The following is a 17,449-nucleotide window of genomic DNA, read 5'->3' as shown; positions in this document are numbered from 1 at the left end:
GGGCGAGCTACAGCCGCCCCGCCACGCCGGCCGCGCGGCGAAGCTGATCGACATCCGAGCTCGTCGGGATGAGCTGAACCTCGTCGGTGCCGATCTCCTCGAACTTGCGCAACACGTCCAGCAGCTCGTCTTCGCTACCGGCCCAGCCGGTGGTCGGCGCCATGGCGTCGACGTATTCGGCCGGTATCCAGTTCATATAGCGCCGTAGATGACGGTGCATCTGGGCGCGGGACCCCTCGGGCGACCCGAAGGCGAACCAAAACGACGTGATCAGGTGGGGTTTGGGCTTGCCGGCCTGCGCCCACGCGTCACGCGCCACGTCGAAGAGCTCGTTCTGCTTGGCGACGCCGAGGTCGAGGGTGGTGCCGGCCAGCCCGTCGGCCCATGCCGCGGCGCTGCGGATGGCTTTCGTCCCGATACTGCCGACCAACAGCGGCGGGCCGCCGGGCTGCACCGGCGCCGGCCCGACGGGCAGCACCGCGTCGGTGATCTTCTCCCCCGCCCACACGCGCTTCATCACCGCCACCCGTTCGGCCATGCCGCGCATCGTCTGCGTCGCCGGGTCGGCGCTGACGGCGTGATAATCCTCGTGCCGGCCGCCGACCCCGACGCCCACGGTCAACCGGCCGCCGCTGAGCAGATCACCCGTCGCCAGACCCTTCGCAAGCATCACCGGGTCGTGCAGCTGCGGCACGATCACCGTGGTCAACAGCCGCACCCGGTTGGTCCAGGCGGCCAGTGCGCCCAGCAACGTCAAGTTGTCGGGGTTGTCGAAGGCGATGCGCTCGCCCCAGCACAGTGACGAGAACGGGCCGTCGTCGATGGTGCGCGCCCAGGTCTCGAGCACCGCCGCATCCAGATCCGGTTCCATCACCGGCATGGTCATCGCAATCCGCACGACGGCGATTCTGGCATAGTTAACATGCAGCCCATCAGTGGAAACATGGAGCAAGTGGACTTCACCAGCACTTCCATCGCGCATGTCCGGCTGACCGTGACCGATATCGAGCGGTCACGGCAGTTCTACGAGAGCGTGTTCGGCTGGCCGGTGTTACTGGAGGTCCCCGACAACGCCGACGAATCCACCCGCAATCAGTTGAGCTTCCTGTTCGGCGGTGTCATCTACGACCTCGGCGGCTCGCTACTCGGGCTGCGACCCGTCGCCGCTGACCGCTTCGACGAGGATCGCGTCGGACTGGACCACATTGCGTTCCGGCTCTCCAGCAAAGCCGAATTAGATTCGGCGGCAGCGCATCTCGACGAACTCGGGATTGCCCACGAGCCGGTCAAGGACATCGGGCCGTCATTCATCCTGGAGTTCCGCGACCCCGACAACATCGCGCTGGAGTTGACGGCGCCGAAGTAGCGCCAAGGCTCTTCTGGCGTTGTCGCGCCGGGCTGCCGGTGGTTGACTGGACAGAACTATGACCATCAGTTTCAACCACACCATCGTCGCGTCACGCGACAAGCGAGAATCCGCCGAGTTTCTCGCCGAGCTGTTCGGGCTGCCCAGCCCAAAGCCGTTTGGCCACTTCATGGTTGTCGAACTCGAACATGGCGCCAGCCTGGACTACGCCGACGCCCCCCAGGGCGAGGAGATCCGGCGACAGCACTACGCGTTCCTGATTTCCGAGGACGACTTCGACGCCATCTACGGCAAGATCACATCGCGCGATTTGCAGCACTGGGCGGACCCGGGAGCCAAGCGGCCCGGCGAGGTCAACCACCGGGACGGCGGGCGCGGCGTCTACTTCCTCGATCCCTCGGGGCACGCCATGGAGATCCTCACGCGCCCCTACGGCTCGGGCGGCTGACGTTTCTCCGACCGTTGCTAGTAGTCCGTCTGCGATGATGTTCTCGGCGGTGGAGCGCAGCGGGCCGCTGCGCCCTTTGCGGGGTCTTACGTTTGTCCTTTCCGGAACGCCGATACCGAATCATTCGCACTGCGCCCCAGCGCTTCTCGCGTCCGTTGTCGGTGCCGTCCGGGCGAGGTTCCCGTCCAGCGTCGGAACGCTCGGGTGAATACGGCGGCGTCGGCGTAACCCAGTCGATCGGCGATCGCCAGCACGCTCAGTTCTCCGCCGTCTAGCAGCGTTAGTGCCAGCTCCCGGCGAGTGTCGTCGAGAACTTCGCGAAAGCTCGTACCCTCGGCGTCGAGGTGTCGCCGCAGTGTCCGGGTGTCGAGATGGTGGTCGGCGGCGATCTCTTCCAGGGTCGGCCACGCCGGATTCAGCAGTAGCGACGCGCGTACTCGACTTGCGGCTGGGGTTCGGCGCGCACGCTGCTCGGCGAGGCGTTCGCACTCCCGTTCCTGGGCGGCGACGCTCAGCGGGTCTCCGTAGGGCAGGGTCGATTGCAGAAGGCGCTCACCTAGGATCAATGTATGGCTCTCGCCTCGAACAACTTTCGCGAAAGGTACGGTGTCCGCGAGCCCCCGCCGCCGTTCAGCGCTTAGCGCCGTGGAGATCTGGATCGGGAATCGCTGTCTGCGTGTGATCGCTCGCAGCGCGCAGGCGGTGGCTGCCAGATCACGCTCGGTGAGAAATTCCCGAAGGTCACTGGGGAGCTCGTCGTCGTCATAGGTGAGATGAAGGTCCCTACCCACCCGGTCGACATGGGGTCGGAGAAAGGTCCACGCCAGCCGTCCCGGGCCGACGCGCATCGCCACGTCGATCGCCGTCGCCAGAGTCGGGCACAGCAGCATCGTGTAGCCCCAGACGCCCAGCATGCCGAGACGCAGTCTGCTGCCGGCCAGCGCTCCCCAGCCGGATTCGTCGCCAGTGGCCTGAACCAGCCAGCGCACGCCGGCCAACTCCTGGCCGGCCGCCACCACTCCTTCGGGTCCGTTGATGTCGCGGAGGGTCAACCCGGTACCGGCGAGCAGCGCATAAGGCGAGAGCCCATGCTCGTCGGCGAGTTCGGTTAGGACGCGAAGACCCGAAGTTCCGCGTGGGTAGTCCCAACTCGGATGGTGCACCACCACAGCGGAACTCTAAAGCACCCGCTCTCAGCTCCCCTTTCGTTTGAGCTGATCAGCTCAAACCGACCGACGGCGCGATCTCGACGAGTCGGCGGTGCCGCAGCAGCCACTCGTCGTGGTATTTCTCGTACTCGTCGGCGTAGTACCCGAGGATTTCGATGCTGCGGCCGCCGAAGATTCCTTTCACGTGCAGGTGCGAGGTTCCGCTGGCGGAGTGTCCGGTGTAGCTGGTCAGTTGGTGGTTACCGCCGAGGTGAATGAGGAATTCCAGGGAGCTGTCAGCCATGCCACAAAAGAAATTGTGGATCGCCGCGCGACCTTCACAGAGCGGCATTCCGATGACGGTCTCATCCCAGGTGCCGTCTTCGGTGAAGAGTGCCGCCACCTGGCCGTAGTTCTTGGTATCGCACCGGAATGCGTAGCGCGCCACGACCTCCTGGATCTCGAGGCGGTCGGCGACTGGCACCTTATTCATCGTTCTCCTTTGATGTCGTTGGCGGTGCTGCTGCGGTGGGTGCGGGCCCAGGCGGTGTCAGGGCACGCTTCGCGGAATGCCGATGAGCAGCAGATCAGCCAGTCGGGTGGGCAGGAATCGTAGGCCGTGCACCGGGTGGACAACTCGCGGGACGACGAGGACCTCTTTGCCAGTGCCCAGGAACTTGGTGATGGCGTGGGCGGCGGACACCGGTGACTGCGGAGAGATTTTTCCCAGCCGCGCTGCGCTTTGGCCCGCGATGGGATCGATGAAAGTGTCCTCGTTGTACATCTGGGTGTCCACCGCGCCAAAGACGACGAGCTGTGCAGTGACCCCGGTCCCTTTCAATTCGCGGCGCAGCGCCCGTGTGGCGAGGCCCAGCGCCGATTTGCTTGCTGCATAAGGGATCACGTTGCGCACCGCCATGTCGCCGATCAGCGACGAGATATTGACGATAGAGCCGCGCTTGTGGGCCAGCATGTCCTGCAGTGCATCGCGGGTGAGTTCCAAGGGAGCCAGGAGATTGGTGGTGAGCCGGTCGCGCAGATTCGCGCGGCCGCAGGTGGCCAGCGGCCCAGGAATGTTCACCGCGGCGTTGTTGACCAGGACGGTGACCGGACCGTTCGCCGCACGGGCCGCAGGCAGGATTCGTTCGACGTCACTCATGTCGGCCAGGTCCGCCACGATCGGGAGTGCGCCGGTGTCCGCCGCCGCTCGATCGAGGGTTTCCTTGTCCCGGCCGATCAGACTTAGCCTGGCGCCACGAACAGCCAGGCAATCGGCCAATGCGCGTCCGATCCCACGGCTGCCCCCGGTGATGACGACGTGGGTGTCGGTCAGGTCGATCGCAGGCGTTGAGTGTCTCGTCACGGACCTGAACTCCTCGACTCGGCGGTCCTAGCAGCGTCGGCCGGTCGAAGAATCTCCAACGTGCCGGCGTGCCCGTCGATTCGGCACCAATCTCCGGTTCGGACACGACGACTGCCGTCGCCAGTCCCCATGACGCATGGGACACCGAGTTCGCGTGCCACCACGGCGGCGTGGCTGAGGACTCCGCCGATATCCACTACGAGAGCTGCGGAGGTGAACATCACCGAAGCCCAGCTGGGGTCGGTGAAGGGTGCGATGAGGATCTCACCGCTGTCGACGTCTTCAAAGGTCGGATCCAGCACTACGCGGGCACGGCCTTCAACAACCCCCGCGCAGGCCCCGATGCCGCGGATCACGAGGCCCCGACGGTCTGCACCGGCTGTCGATCCGATGGTCACTTCGGGCCGACCGAACCATGACCGGGGAAGCATCACCGAGAGGTGTTCGTCGTGTTTGGCCCGTCGGGCAGTAACGGCAGCGTGTAGCGGTGTAGACACGGTCAGCAGTTCATGTGCGGTCAGAAAACTGACGTCATCGGCAGATCCGATCACGTTCTTCCGTTCAAGTTCTGCGCCGATCTGCCGGGCGCTGGCGCGCGCGACGTCGAGGACTTGCAAATAGGCCACTTTGCCTACTCCGCGAAGCGGAACGTTACGGGCAGCCAAGCGTAAGACGACTGTGGCAGCGGCCCGCCGGGCTGCAGTGAGCCGGCCCAGGAGCTCGTGTTCCGCTTCGCGTCGTTGTTGTATGCGCAGACTGACGATTGACGCGGGTGATTCTGACTCCGGCTGCGCCGCATAGGAACCCACGATGCGGGCCAGAGGCTCGGGATCTTCTCGCCACACTCGGCTGGAGATCTCGCCTTCGTTGGGCCCGTGGTAGCCGTGCCGGTCCAGGAACGCTGTCAGCTCCAGGCGGCCGCGCGACATCTCCCAGATGTCGTTGACCATGTCCAGCTCAGCGTGCATGCCTTGGCCGGTGAGCACTTGGTCGGCCAATGCGGGATCGCCCACAGAATCTGCCAGCCGCTGCACTTGATCGTAGAGCGGTTGAACCGCGGCGAACACGCACTGGATGTGGGCGGTCATGCAGTCGTCGAACCGTGCCAGGCATTCGCTGAATTGTTTTCGGGCGCCCTCGAGCGTCAACTGTCGATGCACGGCCTTGGACCACCACTGCCCAGTGTCGGCGGTGAGCCGCCGGACATTGCCCGGCGCCCGCAGCGCAATACCCGGGAGTCGTGCCGCAATGTGGGGCAGGCGTCGCAGGGAGGGATGTGAAACGAAGTCGTCGGGCAGGGTGCCCAGGATCTGCTCGGCGACCGCTGCGCCGCTCGTCCCGGGCAGTCGGTCGCCCATCGCGCCGAGGAAGCTGACCTTGGCGGCGAGTCGGCCGTGGAATACCCCCATGATGCGCAGCTGCGGCTGCTGCGGCACCTCGACCTGTGAGGTCTCCAGCGCCCCGAACGACGCGAAGGCGCGGCGCAACGCATGTTCGCTGCTGTCACTCCAGAATGTCCAGTTCAGTGGCGTGAGCACGCCCGGAACAGCTTCGCCCATATTCGAGGTGCTCCACCAGGAGCGGTCGTCCCAGACTCCATGGACGACGTCGACGCCGGGATCCAGCTGAGAGCCGTCCGTCATGCCGCCGGCCGAATCTGGTTGCGCTGGTGGGGAACAGCCCAATCGCACCTCACGCTGGTACGCATCCCAAGACCTGTCGCAGACAGCCGTATTCACCCAGCGCGCCGACAACGTCGCCGTCGCCCGTGCGCACGGTGAACCACTCGTCCCAGGCAGCGAAGGTGGGACCGGTCTGACGTGCACCCATGGGCAGCCACCAGCCTGCGGTGGTTTCTATCTTCTCGAAACACGCGGTCTGCCCTCCGAGGTCGATGGCGGCGTCGCTGAACAAGCCCGCGCCGTCACGGGCGAAGGTGAAGTCGCCGAGAGTTGCTTGGCCGTGATCGTCGACACGCCAGGCGAATGCACGTTTTTTGCCGTCGGCGCCCAATGCTTTCCACAGACCGATCGCGCAGTCGGGCATGACGAAGTTGGCGTAGAAGTACTCCACCCACTGTGCCGACTCGTTGCGGTAGCCCCAGGTTCGGTCCCGCCAGCCGACACCACTGAAGTCGCGGCGTTCCCCGCCGAGGGTGGCGGTGCCTTCCGCGTGAAACCCTCGCTGGTAGTGGTGCACCGGAAACTCTTCGGTGAGACTAGGAACCGATCGGTTGGTCGTGAAATCCACCGTGGCGAACATCGGTGTCATGATCAGGTCCAGTCCCATCGCGTGGTGTTCCACGAGGATCCGGCCATCAAGCCTGACACGAATCGACGCGCTGTCAAAGGTCCCGACGCTCAGATCCTCGACGATCTCACGGTCACGGTCGCCGATGCGCAGCGCACAACGCGCGCGCAGTCCGCCACCGTTGAGTGACGTCGACACATGCACGATCCCGTAGACCGATCGGTGGTGATCCCACCAGGCGAAGAATGCGTTGTCCCGCCAGGGCAGGCCGACCTGCTCGAGGGTGTCGACCTCGCCCGGTTGGTGCACCGGTCGCGATAATGGGCCCCATCTGCTATCGGTATCCGGCATGACACGCACGTTAGGGACGATCTGGACGCAACGACAGGGCCGGGTGAGACGAAAACTTTGCTTTTTCGGACATCACCGGGTGTGCGGCCCGGGCGACTGATCTCGGGCTCGGCGGTGCGCCGCTGCGGGCAGGCGCTTGCACGATCAGACTGGAATCTCTTCTCTGCAACGTCGCACGTATTCACAGAGTGGCCGCGCCGGACCGACAACGTGTAGCGTCGCGCCGGCGAAGTCGCAGGGTCGGCCGGCAGGCCGAGGTCGCAACCGGGACCCTGCCGACACGCTCTGTATGTGTACTCTCTACACAATAGGTTTGAGTCCGGCGGTGGGAGCTGAGATGCCGCGACCGAGAATTGTCGACGTCGACAAGATCGTCGGCGCAGCACTCGATATCGCCGACGAAGAGGGCCTCTCCGCCGTCAGCATGCGGACCGTCAGTGAGCGCCTTGGCGTCGTTCCCATGGCGCTCTATCGCCATATCGACAATAAGGAAGACCTGCTTAACCGGATGGCAGACTCGGTGCTGTCGATGCTGCCGGAGATGGCGAGAGATCTCGACTGGCGGGCCGGACTCGTCGAACTGTTCGTCGCGCTGCGGGACTTGATGGTCCAGCACCACGGGATGGCGGAGCTCATGCTCCAGCGAACGACCGGTGCCCCTACGATGCTGCGTGCCGCTGAGACCGCTCTGCTGGCTATGGAGGCCGACGGGGTCAGCGCGCATCAGGCGGTGACGACGCTGGCGATGTTGCAATGGTCCACCCTGGGCGCAGCGCTGCACGGTACCGCCAGGGCGGCCCGAGAAGCCAATGAGTTGCCGCCGGCGATCGCGTCGATCGACGCCGCTACCTACCCCGCAATCAGCCGCGCCGAATCCGAATTTTCCGAGGGCTCCCGGCGCGACCAGTTCCGCGATGGGCTCGAAGGTCTGCTGAACAGTGTCGGCGCTTGCGTCAGGCCGGCCTGACGACTTAGCGGTTGCCCCTGTCGATTTCACGACCGTGTATCCCGCAAGCCGACCTCGGGCTCCGGGCGGAAAACACGATAGTGGACACCCCACACTTTCAATGTGTATGGTGTCCACAATGATCGCCATCGGCGCCGCCTCCCCGTTTCCCCTAGCTGGTGCCCATGTGCTGATCACCGGGGCAACCAGGGGAATCGGCCTTGCCCTCGCCCGCGAGGCGACCCAGCGCGGAGCCCGGCTGAGCGTGCTTGCGAGACCGTCGGATCGGCTGTCTGCTGTCGCCAGGGAGCTCGGAGCGTGCAGCATCCCGACCGACTTGCGCGACCTCGACGCGGTTGCCGGGGTGATCTCCGCCGCCGAGGCGAATCTCGGGCCCCTCGATGTTGTGATCAACAACGCCGCGATGATGGGTACCGGCGCGTTGGCTACCCTGTCCGCCGCAGGCCTTCGCGACACGTTGACCGCGAATCTGCTGGCACCGGCAGAGCTGGCGCGAGCGTCGGCGGCCAGCATGATCACCCGCCATCGGGGAGTGATCGTCGCGGTGTCGTCGTTCGCCGGCGAGATGGCGCTGCGCAATATCGGCGCCTACTCGACGAGCAAAGGCGCTCTCACCCACCTCACCAGGGTCCTGCAGCGCGAACTGCGCGGAACTGGTGTGCGGGCTCTTCCCGTTCTCCTCGGCGGCGTCGACACCGAACTCATCCGTGAGAATGACGCCGACCCGGTCGCCGGTCCCGCCGCGCGGCGGCTATCGGCCATACCCGCCGATGCCCCTGATGTCATCGCGGCCAAGATCCTCGCCGCGGTTGAGTCGGGACGACGACGTCCGTTGGCTGTGCCCGCGGCCGGACTTCCGCTCATCGGCCTGCGCGGCCTGCCGTCAAATCTGGCCGATGCCATACTCTTCGGCCTTCCAAGGAGCTACCGATGAACCCTGCCGCGGTTACCCGACTACAGCACCCCGTCTACCGCACCCCCGCCGATGAAGGCCTGCACTCACCGCCGCCCGAGGCCGACGGCCGTCTCTTCGGCGACACCGTGTGGTTGAGCCTCATCGACCCCGAGCGCGGAATCTGGGGGTTGATCCACAACCACATCTGCCCCAACCGCGGCTACGGGCGCTTTGCCGCCTATGTCGTGATCGACGGGGTCGAGCAGGTCTACCTGGGCAAGTCCACCGGCGGGCTGGCGCCCGGCGACACACAGTGGTCCGACGGGCACATGACCTATGAAGTGGTCGAACCCTACAGGTGCATCGTCGTGCGACTTGACTGCCCTCGCTTCGCGTTTGACCTGACGTACACCGCCCGCCACGTAACGTTCGATTACGACGATTGCGTCGGCGGCAGCCCCCTCGAGGGGCTCAAGCCGGCCGCGGGTATTCATGGCGGTCACTACGAGCAGGCGATGAACGTGGCGGGGGCGTTCGAGATCCGCGGCGGTCCGAGTGCGGGCGAGGTGCGGACGATCGACGCCATCGCGCATCGCGATCACACGTGGTCGGATCGGTTTGCCGGGGCGGCGCCCTGGACGTACCCGGCCGACATCAGTGCGGCGCTGCATTTCTGGCTGGTCCTGCAGTTCCCGGAGCGGAATATGAACGTCACCGGGTTCTTCGATCTCAGCCCGCTGGGAATCGAGCGGGACATCGACCGGGTCGGAGGTTTTGAGTCGACCACCGAGGGCTGTCGGCGCATCGTTGGCTGCGTGCCGGCGCCGGGCCCGGGCGATCTCGCCGCGCCCAGCGGCGCGCGGTGTCCGGCGCGCTGGCGCATCGAATTCGAGGACGGCGACGTGATCCACGTTGCGATGCCTGAGTCGCGCTGGGTGGCCAAGCTCAGGATGCTCGGCGAGGATGACGCCGAAAGTCGTCTCAACGATTACGAGACGTTCGGCGAATTGGTCATCGAAGAGACCGGTGAGCGCGGTGTGGGGCAGTTCGAGCACAGCATCCTTCCGCCGAATCCGCGATGGCTGGCATGAAGCACTACAAGGGATTCTGGGGCTGGGTCACCTCGACGTTCCCGACAGCGCAGCACGGCACTTGGGCGTGGCGGATAGAGAAGGTGGTCACAGCCACTCACGTGCGGGTCTTTCAGCTCACCCGCGGTCGCCTCATGGGCACCTTCGACGGGGCGCCGCTGCTGATCCTGCATCACCGGGGAGCCAAGACCGGCCAACCTCGCGAATCGCCGATGATCTACCTGCAGGACGAGGCGAAGCTCGTCGTCGTCGCCTCTTACGGTGGATCGCCCAAGCATCCCGCCTGGTATCACAACGTTTTGGCCCGACCCGACGAGGTCACGGTCGACATTCGCGGCGGCCGCACCAAGGTTCGGCCCCGGCGTGCGACCGCGCAGGAGGCCACGGCCTTGTGGCCGCGGCTCATCGATATGTGGCCGGCCTGGCAGGCCTACATGACACGAACTGACCGCGATTTCCCGGTCATGATCCTGGAGGTCGTCTGAATGTCCGTCGTCACACCACCGATCGCCCGCACTCTCGACAACCTCACCCCGGACTGGTTGAACACGGTCCTGGATGACGCGGGGCGCCTTGGGTCTTCAGCCGTCGTAGCGCTCGATTCGGAGGCCATCGGCACGGGTCAGATGAGCCGCGTGCTCAGGCTGACACCGACATACAGCTCGGATAGTGAAAACGCACCAGGTTCGTTGATCGTGAAGGTCGCCTCGGAGGATTCCAGCGCGCGCGCCGCCGGACACGCGATGGGCTTCTACGAAGCCGAAGTACGCTTCTACCGCGAGATCGCCCCACAGGTCACCGCAGCGACGCCGCCCTGCATCGCCGGTGCGATCGATGTGACTGACGGCGCGTTCACCCTGCTGCTCGAGGATCAGCCCGAGCTACGGGTGGGCGACATGGTGACCGGCGGAACCGTCGACGACGCCGCGCTCGCGTTGGCCGAACTCGCCAAACTGCAAGCACCACTGTGGAATAGCCCCGCACTGTCGACAACCACCTGGCTCTCGCCTGCACGCTGGCGCATGTTCAGCGAGACGTTCCCGTCGGCGCTGCAGCCCTTCCTCGACCGCTTCGCAGATGCGCTGGGTGCCGATGAGATCGCACTGTGCGAGCAGGTGATCCCGCAAGCGGTGCCCTGGCTCGACGCCTGGTCTGGGCCGACTGTCGTCCAGCACGGCGACTATCGACTCGACAACATGCTCTTCGGCGAAGCACCGTCCCGCATCGTCGTTTTCGACTGGCAGACAGCCAGAGTCGGCCCTCCGCTGGTCGATGCCGGCTTCTATCTTGGCGGATGTTTGTCCATTGAGGAGCGACGAGCGCACGAACAAGAATTGCTTCGCGGCTACCACAAGCGTCTGCAGGCCCTCGGAGTGACGACCTACTCGTGGGACGACTGTCTCCGTGACTACGCCCGCTACGCGGTCTATGGACTGCTCGGATTCGTCGGCACGTTCATCCACGTCGAGGTCAACCCGCGTGGCGAGGAACTCTATCTTGCAGCATTCCACCGCTACGCCCAGCAAGCGCTCGACCTGACCAGCTGAACGATGCTGGCGCCCCACGGCATTGCTCTCCTCGGTCATCCCATGGCGCAAACGCCGGCGAACCCGAACATCACGAACCCGAATTTCACAGGCACTTTTTGTGCCGCTTTCTGCCGCAACAACGACAGCACGGAAATACGATGCGACACAGAATGATTCATGTGCGACGGGAAATATCGGCTCATTTCAGCTCGCTCAGACCCTGGACGATCCCAAACTGGAAGTGGCGGGTGTCTACGTATACAACCCTGATAAGGACGGCTCCGATGCCGGGGAACTTATCGGCCGGGACCCGGTGGGGGTCTTGGTGACAAACAATCCCGACGACATCTGCGCGATCGAGGCTGACGTCGTTCTTCATGCGCCGCTGAGTTCCGACATGGCACAGCTGGACGCCGAGTGGCTGCGCGGCATCATCGACGGCAGAGAGTCCATGCGCCTGGACACGTTGTGGTTTGTCGAAAAGGGACTCAAGGGATACTTCCACCCGAGCACAACTGCATGTGGCAGATAGCGCTTAGCGGAAGGCCTTCCGCCCGATTGACTCTCGACGTGCTGCCGACCTATACGCCGTGGGCCGGCCCGAGTTCGAACCCACATGGGTGGCCACCGCCTCAGTTGCGGTGAATGTCATTACTGCGGTGTGTGCCGCCCCACCCGGCATATTTTACGCCCCGGTATTTGGCCACCTGGGCGCCACGAAACGCGCGCGACGGCCACGGTAAACGGCGTGGTTGACGACAGGCAGAATGCGTCACGTCAGCGGTTCGGCCGCCACACCGCTGACGGTAAAAGTGGCGACGCATCCGCAGCCGATGCTGTATGAGCTCCTAGTCGCCGGTGCGTGCCGTGCCGTGCCGCTGGCTTTCCTGTTTCCGATAGTCATCGGCCAGTTGCGCGACATGCTTCGGCAGCCCGCCGGCAGCGACGTCGGCCAGGGTCGTTTCTTCCAGCACGGATCGCATGCTGGCGCGCAGCGCCCGCCAGACGTCGGTGAGCGCGGCGGTGGGTCCCGAATACGGCAAATCGCCGAGTCCGATGTCGCGGACGCTGGCCAGTGGTCCATCGATGCAGCGCAACACGTCGGCAATGCTGATGTCGCTTCCGGAACGGGCCAATTCATAGCCACCCTCGCGACCACGATGGCTGCGCACCAGCCGGTCGGTGCGCAGGTTGGTCAGGATGTCGACGAGAAATTGCGGCGGGATGCCCTGGGCCTGGGCCAAGTCGTCCGTCTTCACCAGCGTCCCGTCCGACACCGTGGCGAGCTGGATCATCGCCCGCACGGCGTACTCCGCCTTCGCTGACATGCGCACTCTCAGGATTGTGCCACCCGGTGTGAGCATTTCTGCGCAGCCGGGCTGGACCGGCAGGCTAGCCGCGCGATTTGAGCAGGTCGATGACCCGCTGCGCCTGCTCCTCGACGGTGCCGTCAGGGGTGAGCCGCAGGTCGGGATTGACCGGCGGCTGATACGGACTGTCGATGCCGGTGAACTGCGTGATCTCACCGGCGCGCGCCTTCGCGTACAGACCCTTGGGGTCACGCTTTTCGCATTCGTCGATCGGGGTGTCACAGAACACCTCGATGAAGTCGAAGCCGGCCTCGGCGTGCACTTTGCGCGCCAATTCGCGTTGCTCGGCCAGCGGGCTGATCGCCGGGACCAGCACGACGTTGCCGCAGTCGGCGAGCAGCGCCGCCACATGCGCGAGCCGGCGCAGGTTCTCGGCGCGGTCTGCCATGCTGAAGCCCAAGTCGGCGTTCAAACCCTGCCGCAGGTTGTCACCGTCGAGAACGTAAGCCAGAGCGCCGCTTTCGAGCAGTTTTTGCTCGACCAGCACGGCCACCGACGACTTGCCGGAACCGGACAGACCGGTGAACCACACCGTCTTACCCGGGGTCCGGGCCTCGGCGATCGCTGATGGCTTGTGCCGCACGGTGTTTGGGCTAGCCGCCTGTGCCGACGCGTCGCGCAACACCATCCCTGCCGCCACCGTGCCGTTCGTGTGCGGGTCGATGAGGATGAACGAACCGGTGCTGGGGTTCCTGGTGTACTCGTCAAGCAACAGGGGAACCTGGGTACGCAGCGAAATGCGGCCAAGCTCGTTGAGCTTCAACGCCGTCGCGGTTTTGTCACGGTGCAGGGTGTTGACGTCGAGCCGGTAATCGAGCGCGGTCACCTTTGCGTGCGTGGTGCGGGTGGTGTGCTTGATGACGTAATCGCGGCCGGGCTCGAGCGCCGTGCCGTCGGCCATCCAGCACACCGTCGCGTCGAACTCCTGCGCGACCCTGGGCTGGTTGTGGGTGCGTGCGATCAGATCGCCCCGCGAGATGTCGATCTCGTCGGCGAGGGTCAGGGATACGGCCATCGGCGAAAACGCCTCTTCCACCGGACCATTCGGCCCCTCAATCGCGGTGATCCGGGTGTGCTTGCCGACCGGTAGCACCACGACTTCATCGCCGGCGCGCATGACACCGCTGGCGACGGTGCCCGCGTAGCTGCGGTGGTCTTGATGTTCGTGGGTGTGCGGGCGGATGACGTACTGCACTGGGAACCGCACGTCGACCATGTTGCGGTCACCGGCGATGTACACCTCTTCGAGGTGTGACAGCAACGCCGGCCCCTCATACCAGGGCGTCTGGTCCGACTTGGTCACCACGTTGTCGCCGTGTAGCGCGGAAATCGGGATGGTGGCCACGTCGTGCACATCCAGTCGTGCGGCGAAGGCGTGGAATTCGTCGCGGATCGCCTCGAATTTCTCTCTGTCCCAATCGATCAGGTCCATCTTGTTGACGGCGAGGACGATGTGCTGGATACCCAACAGAGACGCCAGGAAGGCGTGCCGGCGGGACTGTTCCAAGAGGCCGTGCCGCGCGTCGACGAGCACGATCACCAGTTGGGCGGTCGACGCCCCGGTGACCATGTTGCGGGTGTATTGGATGTGGCCGGGGGTGTCGGCGATGATGAATTTCCGTTTGGGAGTGGCGAAGTAGCGGTAGGCGACGTCGATCGTGATGCCCTGCTCGCGTTCGGCCCGCAGGCCGTCGGTCACCAGCGCCAGGTCGGTGTAGTCGTGACCGCGGTCCTTGGACGTCTGCTCCACCGCCGCCCACTGGTCTTCCATGACGGCTTTGGAGTCATACAGCAGGCGACCGATCAGGGTGGACTTGCCGTCGTCGACGGAACCTGCAGTTGCCAGGCGCAATAGCGTGGTGGGCGGGGCCATCAGAAGTATCCCTGTCGTTTGCGGTCTTCCATGCCGGCCTCCGAGATCCGGTCGTCGGCTCTGGTCGCCCCGCGTTCGGTGAGCCGGGAGACCGCGGTCTCGGCGATGACCTCGTCGACGGTGGCGGCTTCGGATTCCACACATCCGGTGCACGTGACGTCCCCCACGGTGCGGAAACGCACCGACGCCTCGAACACCGGCTCGTCGGCGTTGGGCTGCATGTTGCGGTCGACCGCCAGCAGCATGCCGTCACGACGAAAGACCTTGCGCCGGTGCGCGTAATAGATCGACGGCAGTGCGATGTTCTCGGCGCCGATGTAGGACCAGATGTCGAACTCGGTCCAGTTGGACAGCGGGAAGATCCGGATGTGTTCGCCCTTGTGATGCCGGCCGTTGTAGAGGTTCCACAGCTCGGGCCGCTGCGCCTTCGGATCCCATTGACCGAACTCGTCGCGGAAGCTGAACACCCGCTCCTTGGCGCGCGCCTTCTCCTCGTCGCGGCGCGCTCCGCCGAACGCGGCGTCGAACGTGTTCTCCCGGATGGCGCGAAGCAGGGTCACGGTCTGAATCGGGTTGCGCCCCTGGCGCGGCTCGACCACCCGCCCGGCGTCGATGTCTTCCTGGACGGAGGCGATGACCAAGCGCACCCCGTGCTCGTTGACCAACTCGTCGCGGGTCGTGATCACCTCGTCGAAGTTGTGTCCGGTGTCGACGTGCATCACCGGGAACGGCAACCGACCGGGGCGGAACGCCCGCAGCGCCAGGTGCAGCATGACGATGGAGTCCTTGCCGCCCGAGAACAGCAGCACGGGCCGCTCGAATTCGGCGGCCACCTCCCGGATGATGTGGATCGCCTCCGCCTCCAGCGAGCGCAGATGGCTTAATTCGTACTGTCCGACGGCGGGGGCCGTCCTCAGATCGCTGGTCATCGCTTCCTTCGCGCTAAAACCTGGTAGAACCGGCCATATTTAGCATCTTAGCGATATATGAGACCAGCTAGCGCTGGCGCTGTCAACCTGAGGTGTGAAAGGGCGAGCTACCGGGCCCGGGGAGGCCGCGCAGGTAACGGCGCGGCCAAAATCCGCGCGATATTTCGCCGTGGCGTTACGACCGCGGCCAACCGCCGATTACAGCGTGACCTCGTTGAGCTTGCCCGTGGCGACGTCGAAGAAGAATCCGCGCACGGAGCCGTGCTTGGCGACGAAGGGATTGCCCTCGATGCGGCGCAGCGACTGCCGGACATCCTCGGCCACATCCGGGAACGACTCGGGCGCCCACGGCGGCTTGACCCCGGTCTCGTCCTGGATGCCGCGCTTGAAGTCATCGTCGGTGAACGTGAGCATCCCGCAATCGGTGTGGTGAATCAGGATGATCTCCCGCGTTCCCAGCAGTCGTTGGCTGATGGCCAGCGAGCGCACGACGTCATCGGTGATGACTCCGCCCGCATTGCGGATGACGTGGGCTTCCCCCTCGTTGATCCCGAGAAGACGGTAGACGTCGAGCCGGGCGTCCATACAGGCGACGACGGCGACATGCTTGCTCGGCGGCATCGGTAGCGGCCCCGTGAAGGTGCTCGCATAGTCGGCGTTGTTGGCCAGGTAATCCTCGGTAACCGTCACGCAAGCCTCCTCGGGAGTGTCGCGGTCGCTTGGGATCCTAACAATCGATCACACGCGATTCACGCATGAGAATCAACCAGATCGGAAGATCACCGAACGCGCCGGGCGCCGTAGCCGCGACGCCATGCTGCCGGCTCGATAACCTGTCCCAATGCGACGTGGGCTGCCCGGACAGGCATGACTCGGTTTCTGGCACGCCGGTTACTCAACTACGTCGTGCTGCTGGCGCTGGCATCGTTTTTGACGTTTTGCCTGACATCGGTGGCCTTCAAGCCGCTGGACAGCCTCTTGCAGCGCAACCCGCGACCGCCACAAACGGTGATCGACGCCAAGGCCCACACGCTCGGTCTGGACGAGCCGATACCGATCCGCTACGCGCACTGGGCTTCGCACGCCGTCCGCGGTGACTTCGGCACGACCATCACCGGGCAGCCCGTCGGAGCGTCACTGGGGCGCCGCGTCGGAGTAACGCTGCGCCTGCTGATCATTGGTTCGCTGGTGGGCACCATCGCGGGCATCGCGGCCGGGGCGTGGGGCGCCATTCGGCAGTATCGACTCAGCGATCGGGTCGTCACCATGGTGGCGCTGCTGGTCCTCAGCACCCCGACCTTCGTCATCGCCAGCCTGTTGATCCTCGCCGCGCTGCGGGTGAACTGGGCCGTGGGCCTAAACATTTTCGACTACACCGGGGAGACCTCACCGGGTGTGTCCGGTGGGGCCGGTGCGCGGTTACTCGACCGGTTACGGCATTTGGTGTTGCCGTCGCTGACCCTGGCGCTGGTCGCCGCGGCCGGATACAGCCGTTATCAGCGCAACGCGATGCTCGATGTCCTCGGTCAGGATTTCATCCGCACCGCGCGCGCCAAGGGGCTGACCCGCCGTCGTGCGCTGGTGAAGCACGGGTTGCGCACCGCGCTGATCCCGCTGGCCACCCTGTTCGCCTACGGGGTGGCGGGGCTGGTCACCGGGGCGGTGTTCGTGGAGAAGATCTTCGGCTGGCACGGCATGGGCGAATGGCTGGTGCAGGGCATCGCGACGCAAGACACCAACATCATCGCGGCCATCACCTTGTTCTCCGGCGCGGTGGTGTTGCTGGCCGGCCTGCTCTCGGACGTGTTCTACGCGGCCCTCGATCCGCGGGTCCGTGTGTCATGACTTCCCAGGCGAATGTCGATGGCG

Annotated in this window: 19 protein-coding genes; 9 read left to right on the top strand and 10 right to left on the bottom strand. The window is 65.1% G+C overall.

Translation table 11 applies throughout. The features are described from left to right. Positions 1 to 7: 7 nt before the first annotated feature. The gene (locus EPN51_RS28650) at positions 8 to 886 is read right to left on the bottom strand and encodes an LLM class flavin-dependent oxidoreductase (protein ID WP_293049271.1); all 879 of its coding nucleotides are present in this window, start codon (positions 884 to 886) and stop codon (positions 8 to 10) included. A 66-nt stretch (positions 887 to 952) separates the two neighbouring features. On the opposite strand from EPN51_RS28650, the gene EPN51_RS28645 reads away from it, so the two are divergent. Further along, positions 953 to 1,366: a VOC family protein gene (locus tag EPN51_RS28645; RefSeq protein ID WP_293049270.1), complete on the top strand. Its 414-nt coding sequence runs from the start codon at positions 953 to 955 to the stop codon at positions 1,364 to 1,366. A 58-nt stretch (positions 1,367 to 1,424) separates the two neighbouring features. Continuing rightward, the gene (locus EPN51_RS28640; protein ID WP_293049250.1) at positions 1,425 to 1,814 is read left to right on the top strand and encodes a VOC family protein; all 390 of its coding nucleotides are present in this window, start codon (positions 1,425 to 1,427) and stop codon (positions 1,812 to 1,814) included. An 86-nt stretch (positions 1,815 to 1,900) separates the two neighbouring features. On the opposite strand, the gene EPN51_RS28635 is transcribed toward EPN51_RS28640, so the two are convergent. The 5 genes from EPN51_RS28635 to EPN51_RS28615 are packed head-to-tail and all read right to left on the bottom strand — an operon-like array spanning position 1,901 to position 6,884. Next, complete coding sequence (locus EPN51_RS28635) at positions 1,901 to 2,983, bottom strand: AraC family transcriptional regulator (RefSeq protein ID WP_293049249.1); 1,083 nt, start codon at positions 2,981 to 2,983, stop codon at positions 1,901 to 1,903. 49 nt (positions 2,984 to 3,032) lie between these two features. After that, positions 3,033 to 3,455: a nuclear transport factor 2 family protein gene (locus tag EPN51_RS28630; protein ID WP_293049248.1), complete on the bottom strand. Its 423-nt coding sequence runs from the start codon at positions 3,453 to 3,455 to the stop codon at positions 3,033 to 3,035. A gap of 57 nt (positions 3,456 to 3,512) precedes the next feature. Further along, on the bottom strand, positions 3,513 to 4,325 hold the full coding sequence (locus EPN51_RS28625; protein WP_293049247.1) for an SDR family oxidoreductase: 813 nt from the start codon (positions 4,323 to 4,325) through the stop codon (positions 3,513 to 3,515). Further along, the gene (locus EPN51_RS28620) at positions 4,322 to 5,968 is read right to left on the bottom strand and encodes a PEP-utilizing enzyme (RefSeq protein WP_293049246.1); all 1,647 of its coding nucleotides are present in this window, start codon (positions 5,966 to 5,968) and stop codon (positions 4,322 to 4,324) included. Before EPN51_RS28620 ends, EPN51_RS28625 begins: the two co-directional genes overlap by 4 nt. A gap of 49 nt (positions 5,969 to 6,017) precedes the next feature. Next, the gene (locus tag EPN51_RS28615; protein WP_293049245.1) at positions 6,018 to 6,884 is read right to left on the bottom strand and encodes a hypothetical protein; all 867 of its coding nucleotides are present in this window, start codon (positions 6,882 to 6,884) and stop codon (positions 6,018 to 6,020) included. A gap of 355 nt (positions 6,885 to 7,239) precedes the next feature. On the opposite strand from EPN51_RS28615, the gene EPN51_RS28610 reads away from it, so the two are divergent. The 6 genes from EPN51_RS28610 (at position 7,240) to EPN51_RS28585 (ending at position 11,940) form a co-directional block, all read left to right on the top strand. After that, complete coding sequence (locus EPN51_RS28610) at positions 7,240 to 7,893, top strand: TetR/AcrR family transcriptional regulator C-terminal domain-containing protein (protein WP_293049244.1); 654 nt, start codon at positions 7,240 to 7,242, stop codon at positions 7,891 to 7,893. Positions 7,894 to 8,011: 118 nt separating this feature from the next. Continuing rightward, entirely contained in the window at positions 8,012 to 8,827 is an 816-nt protein-coding gene (locus EPN51_RS28605; RefSeq protein ID WP_293049243.1) for an SDR family NAD(P)-dependent oxidoreductase, read from the top strand. Further along, entirely contained in the window at positions 8,824 to 9,879 is a 1,056-nt protein-coding gene (locus EPN51_RS28600; RefSeq protein ID WP_293049242.1) for a hypothetical protein, read from the top strand. The genes EPN51_RS28605 and EPN51_RS28600 overlap by 4 nt, the downstream gene beginning before the upstream one ends. Then, on the top strand, positions 9,876 to 10,364 hold the full coding sequence (locus tag EPN51_RS28595) for a nitroreductase/quinone reductase family protein (RefSeq protein ID WP_293049241.1): 489 nt from the start codon (positions 9,876 to 9,878) through the stop codon (positions 10,362 to 10,364). Before EPN51_RS28600 ends, EPN51_RS28595 begins: the two co-directional genes overlap by 4 nt. Then, complete coding sequence (locus tag EPN51_RS28590; RefSeq protein WP_293049240.1) at positions 10,365 to 11,426, top strand: phosphotransferase; 1,062 nt, start codon at positions 10,365 to 10,367, stop codon at positions 11,424 to 11,426. 100 nt (positions 11,427 to 11,526) lie between these two features. Next, entirely contained in the window at positions 11,527 to 11,940 is a 414-nt protein-coding gene (locus tag EPN51_RS28585) for a hypothetical protein (RefSeq protein ID WP_293049239.1), read from the top strand. Positions 11,941 to 12,256: 316 nt separating this feature from the next. Here EPN51_RS28585 and EPN51_RS28580 read toward each other — a convergent pair whose 3' ends face one another. The 4 genes from EPN51_RS28580 to EPN51_RS28565 all read right to left on the bottom strand — a co-directional run bounded on the left by EPN51_RS28580 (position 12,257) and on the right by EPN51_RS28565 (position 16,270). Then, positions 12,257 to 12,742 carry an RrF2 family transcriptional regulator gene (locus EPN51_RS28580; RefSeq protein ID WP_293049238.1) on the bottom strand — a complete coding sequence of 162 codons (486 nt, stop codon included), beginning with the start codon at positions 12,740 to 12,742 and terminating at the stop codon, positions 12,257 to 12,259. A gap of 58 nt (positions 12,743 to 12,800) precedes the next feature. Next, positions 12,801 to 14,651, bottom strand: coding sequence for an adenylyl-sulfate kinase (gene cysC / locus EPN51_RS28575; protein ID WP_293049237.1), 1,851 nt, complete (start codon positions 14,649 to 14,651; stop codon positions 12,801 to 12,803). Continuing rightward, positions 14,651 to 15,580, bottom strand: a complete 930-nt coding sequence (gene cysD, locus EPN51_RS28570; RefSeq protein ID WP_293049236.1) for a sulfate adenylyltransferase subunit CysD — start codon at positions 15,578 to 15,580, stop codon at positions 14,651 to 14,653. The genes cysC and cysD overlap by 1 nt, the downstream gene beginning before the upstream one ends. A 198-nt stretch (positions 15,581 to 15,778) precedes the next feature. After that, positions 15,779 to 16,270, bottom strand: coding sequence for a carbonic anhydrase (locus tag EPN51_RS28565; protein WP_293049235.1), 492 nt, complete (start codon positions 16,268 to 16,270; stop codon positions 15,779 to 15,781). A 177-nt stretch (positions 16,271 to 16,447) separates the two neighbouring features. Here EPN51_RS28565 and EPN51_RS28560 point away from each other — a divergent pair, with 177 nt between their 5' ends. Beyond that, positions 16,448 to 17,425, top strand: a complete 978-nt coding sequence (locus EPN51_RS28560; protein ID WP_293049234.1) for an ABC transporter permease — start codon at positions 16,448 to 16,450, stop codon at positions 17,423 to 17,425. Positions 17,426 to 17,449 lie beyond the last annotated feature (24 nt).

The organism is Mycobacterium sp., from assembly GCF_004298145.1.
Classification (GTDB): Bacteria; Actinomycetota; Actinomycetes; order Mycobacteriales; family Mycobacteriaceae; genus Mycobacterium.
This window is presented reverse-complemented; position numbering and strand designations above follow the sequence as displayed.

Bases quoted from the DNA above. Each gene is read 5' to 3' on its own strand.
- cysC (WP_293049237.1), bottom strand. From the start codon at position 14,651: ATGGCCCCGCCCACCACGCTATTGCGCCTGGCAACTGCAGGTTCCGTC.
- EPN51_RS28650 (WP_293049271.1), bottom strand. From the start codon at position 886: ATGACCATGCCGGTGATGGAACCGGATCTGGATGCGGCGGTGCTCGAG.
- EPN51_RS28590 (WP_293049240.1), top strand. From the start codon at position 10,365: ATGTCCGTCGTCACACCACCGATCGCCCGCACTCTCGACAACCTCACC.
- cysD (WP_293049236.1), bottom strand. From the start codon at position 15,580: ATGACCAGCGATCTGAGGACGGCCCCCGCCGTCGGACAGTACGAATTA.
- EPN51_RS28600 (WP_293049242.1), top strand. From the start codon at position 8,824: ATGAACCCTGCCGCGGTTACCCGACTACAGCACCCCGTCTACCGCACC.
- EPN51_RS28640 (WP_293049250.1), top strand. From the start codon at position 1,425: ATGACCATCAGTTTCAACCACACCATCGTCGCGTCACGCGACAAGCGA.
- EPN51_RS28560 (WP_293049234.1), top strand. From the start codon at position 16,448: ATGACTCGGTTTCTGGCACGCCGGTTACTCAACTACGTCGTGCTGCTG.
- EPN51_RS28605 (WP_293049243.1), top strand. From the start codon at position 8,012: ATGATCGCCATCGGCGCCGCCTCCCCGTTTCCCCTAGCTGGTGCCCAT.
- EPN51_RS28620 (WP_293049246.1), bottom strand. From the start codon at position 5,968: ATGACGGACGGCTCTCAGCTGGATCCCGGCGTCGACGTCGTCCATGGA.
- EPN51_RS28630 (WP_293049248.1), bottom strand. From the start codon at position 3,455: ATGAATAAGGTGCCAGTCGCCGACCGCCTCGAGATCCAGGAGGTCGTG.
- EPN51_RS28595 (WP_293049241.1), top strand. From the start codon at position 9,876: ATGAAGCACTACAAGGGATTCTGGGGCTGGGTCACCTCGACGTTCCCG.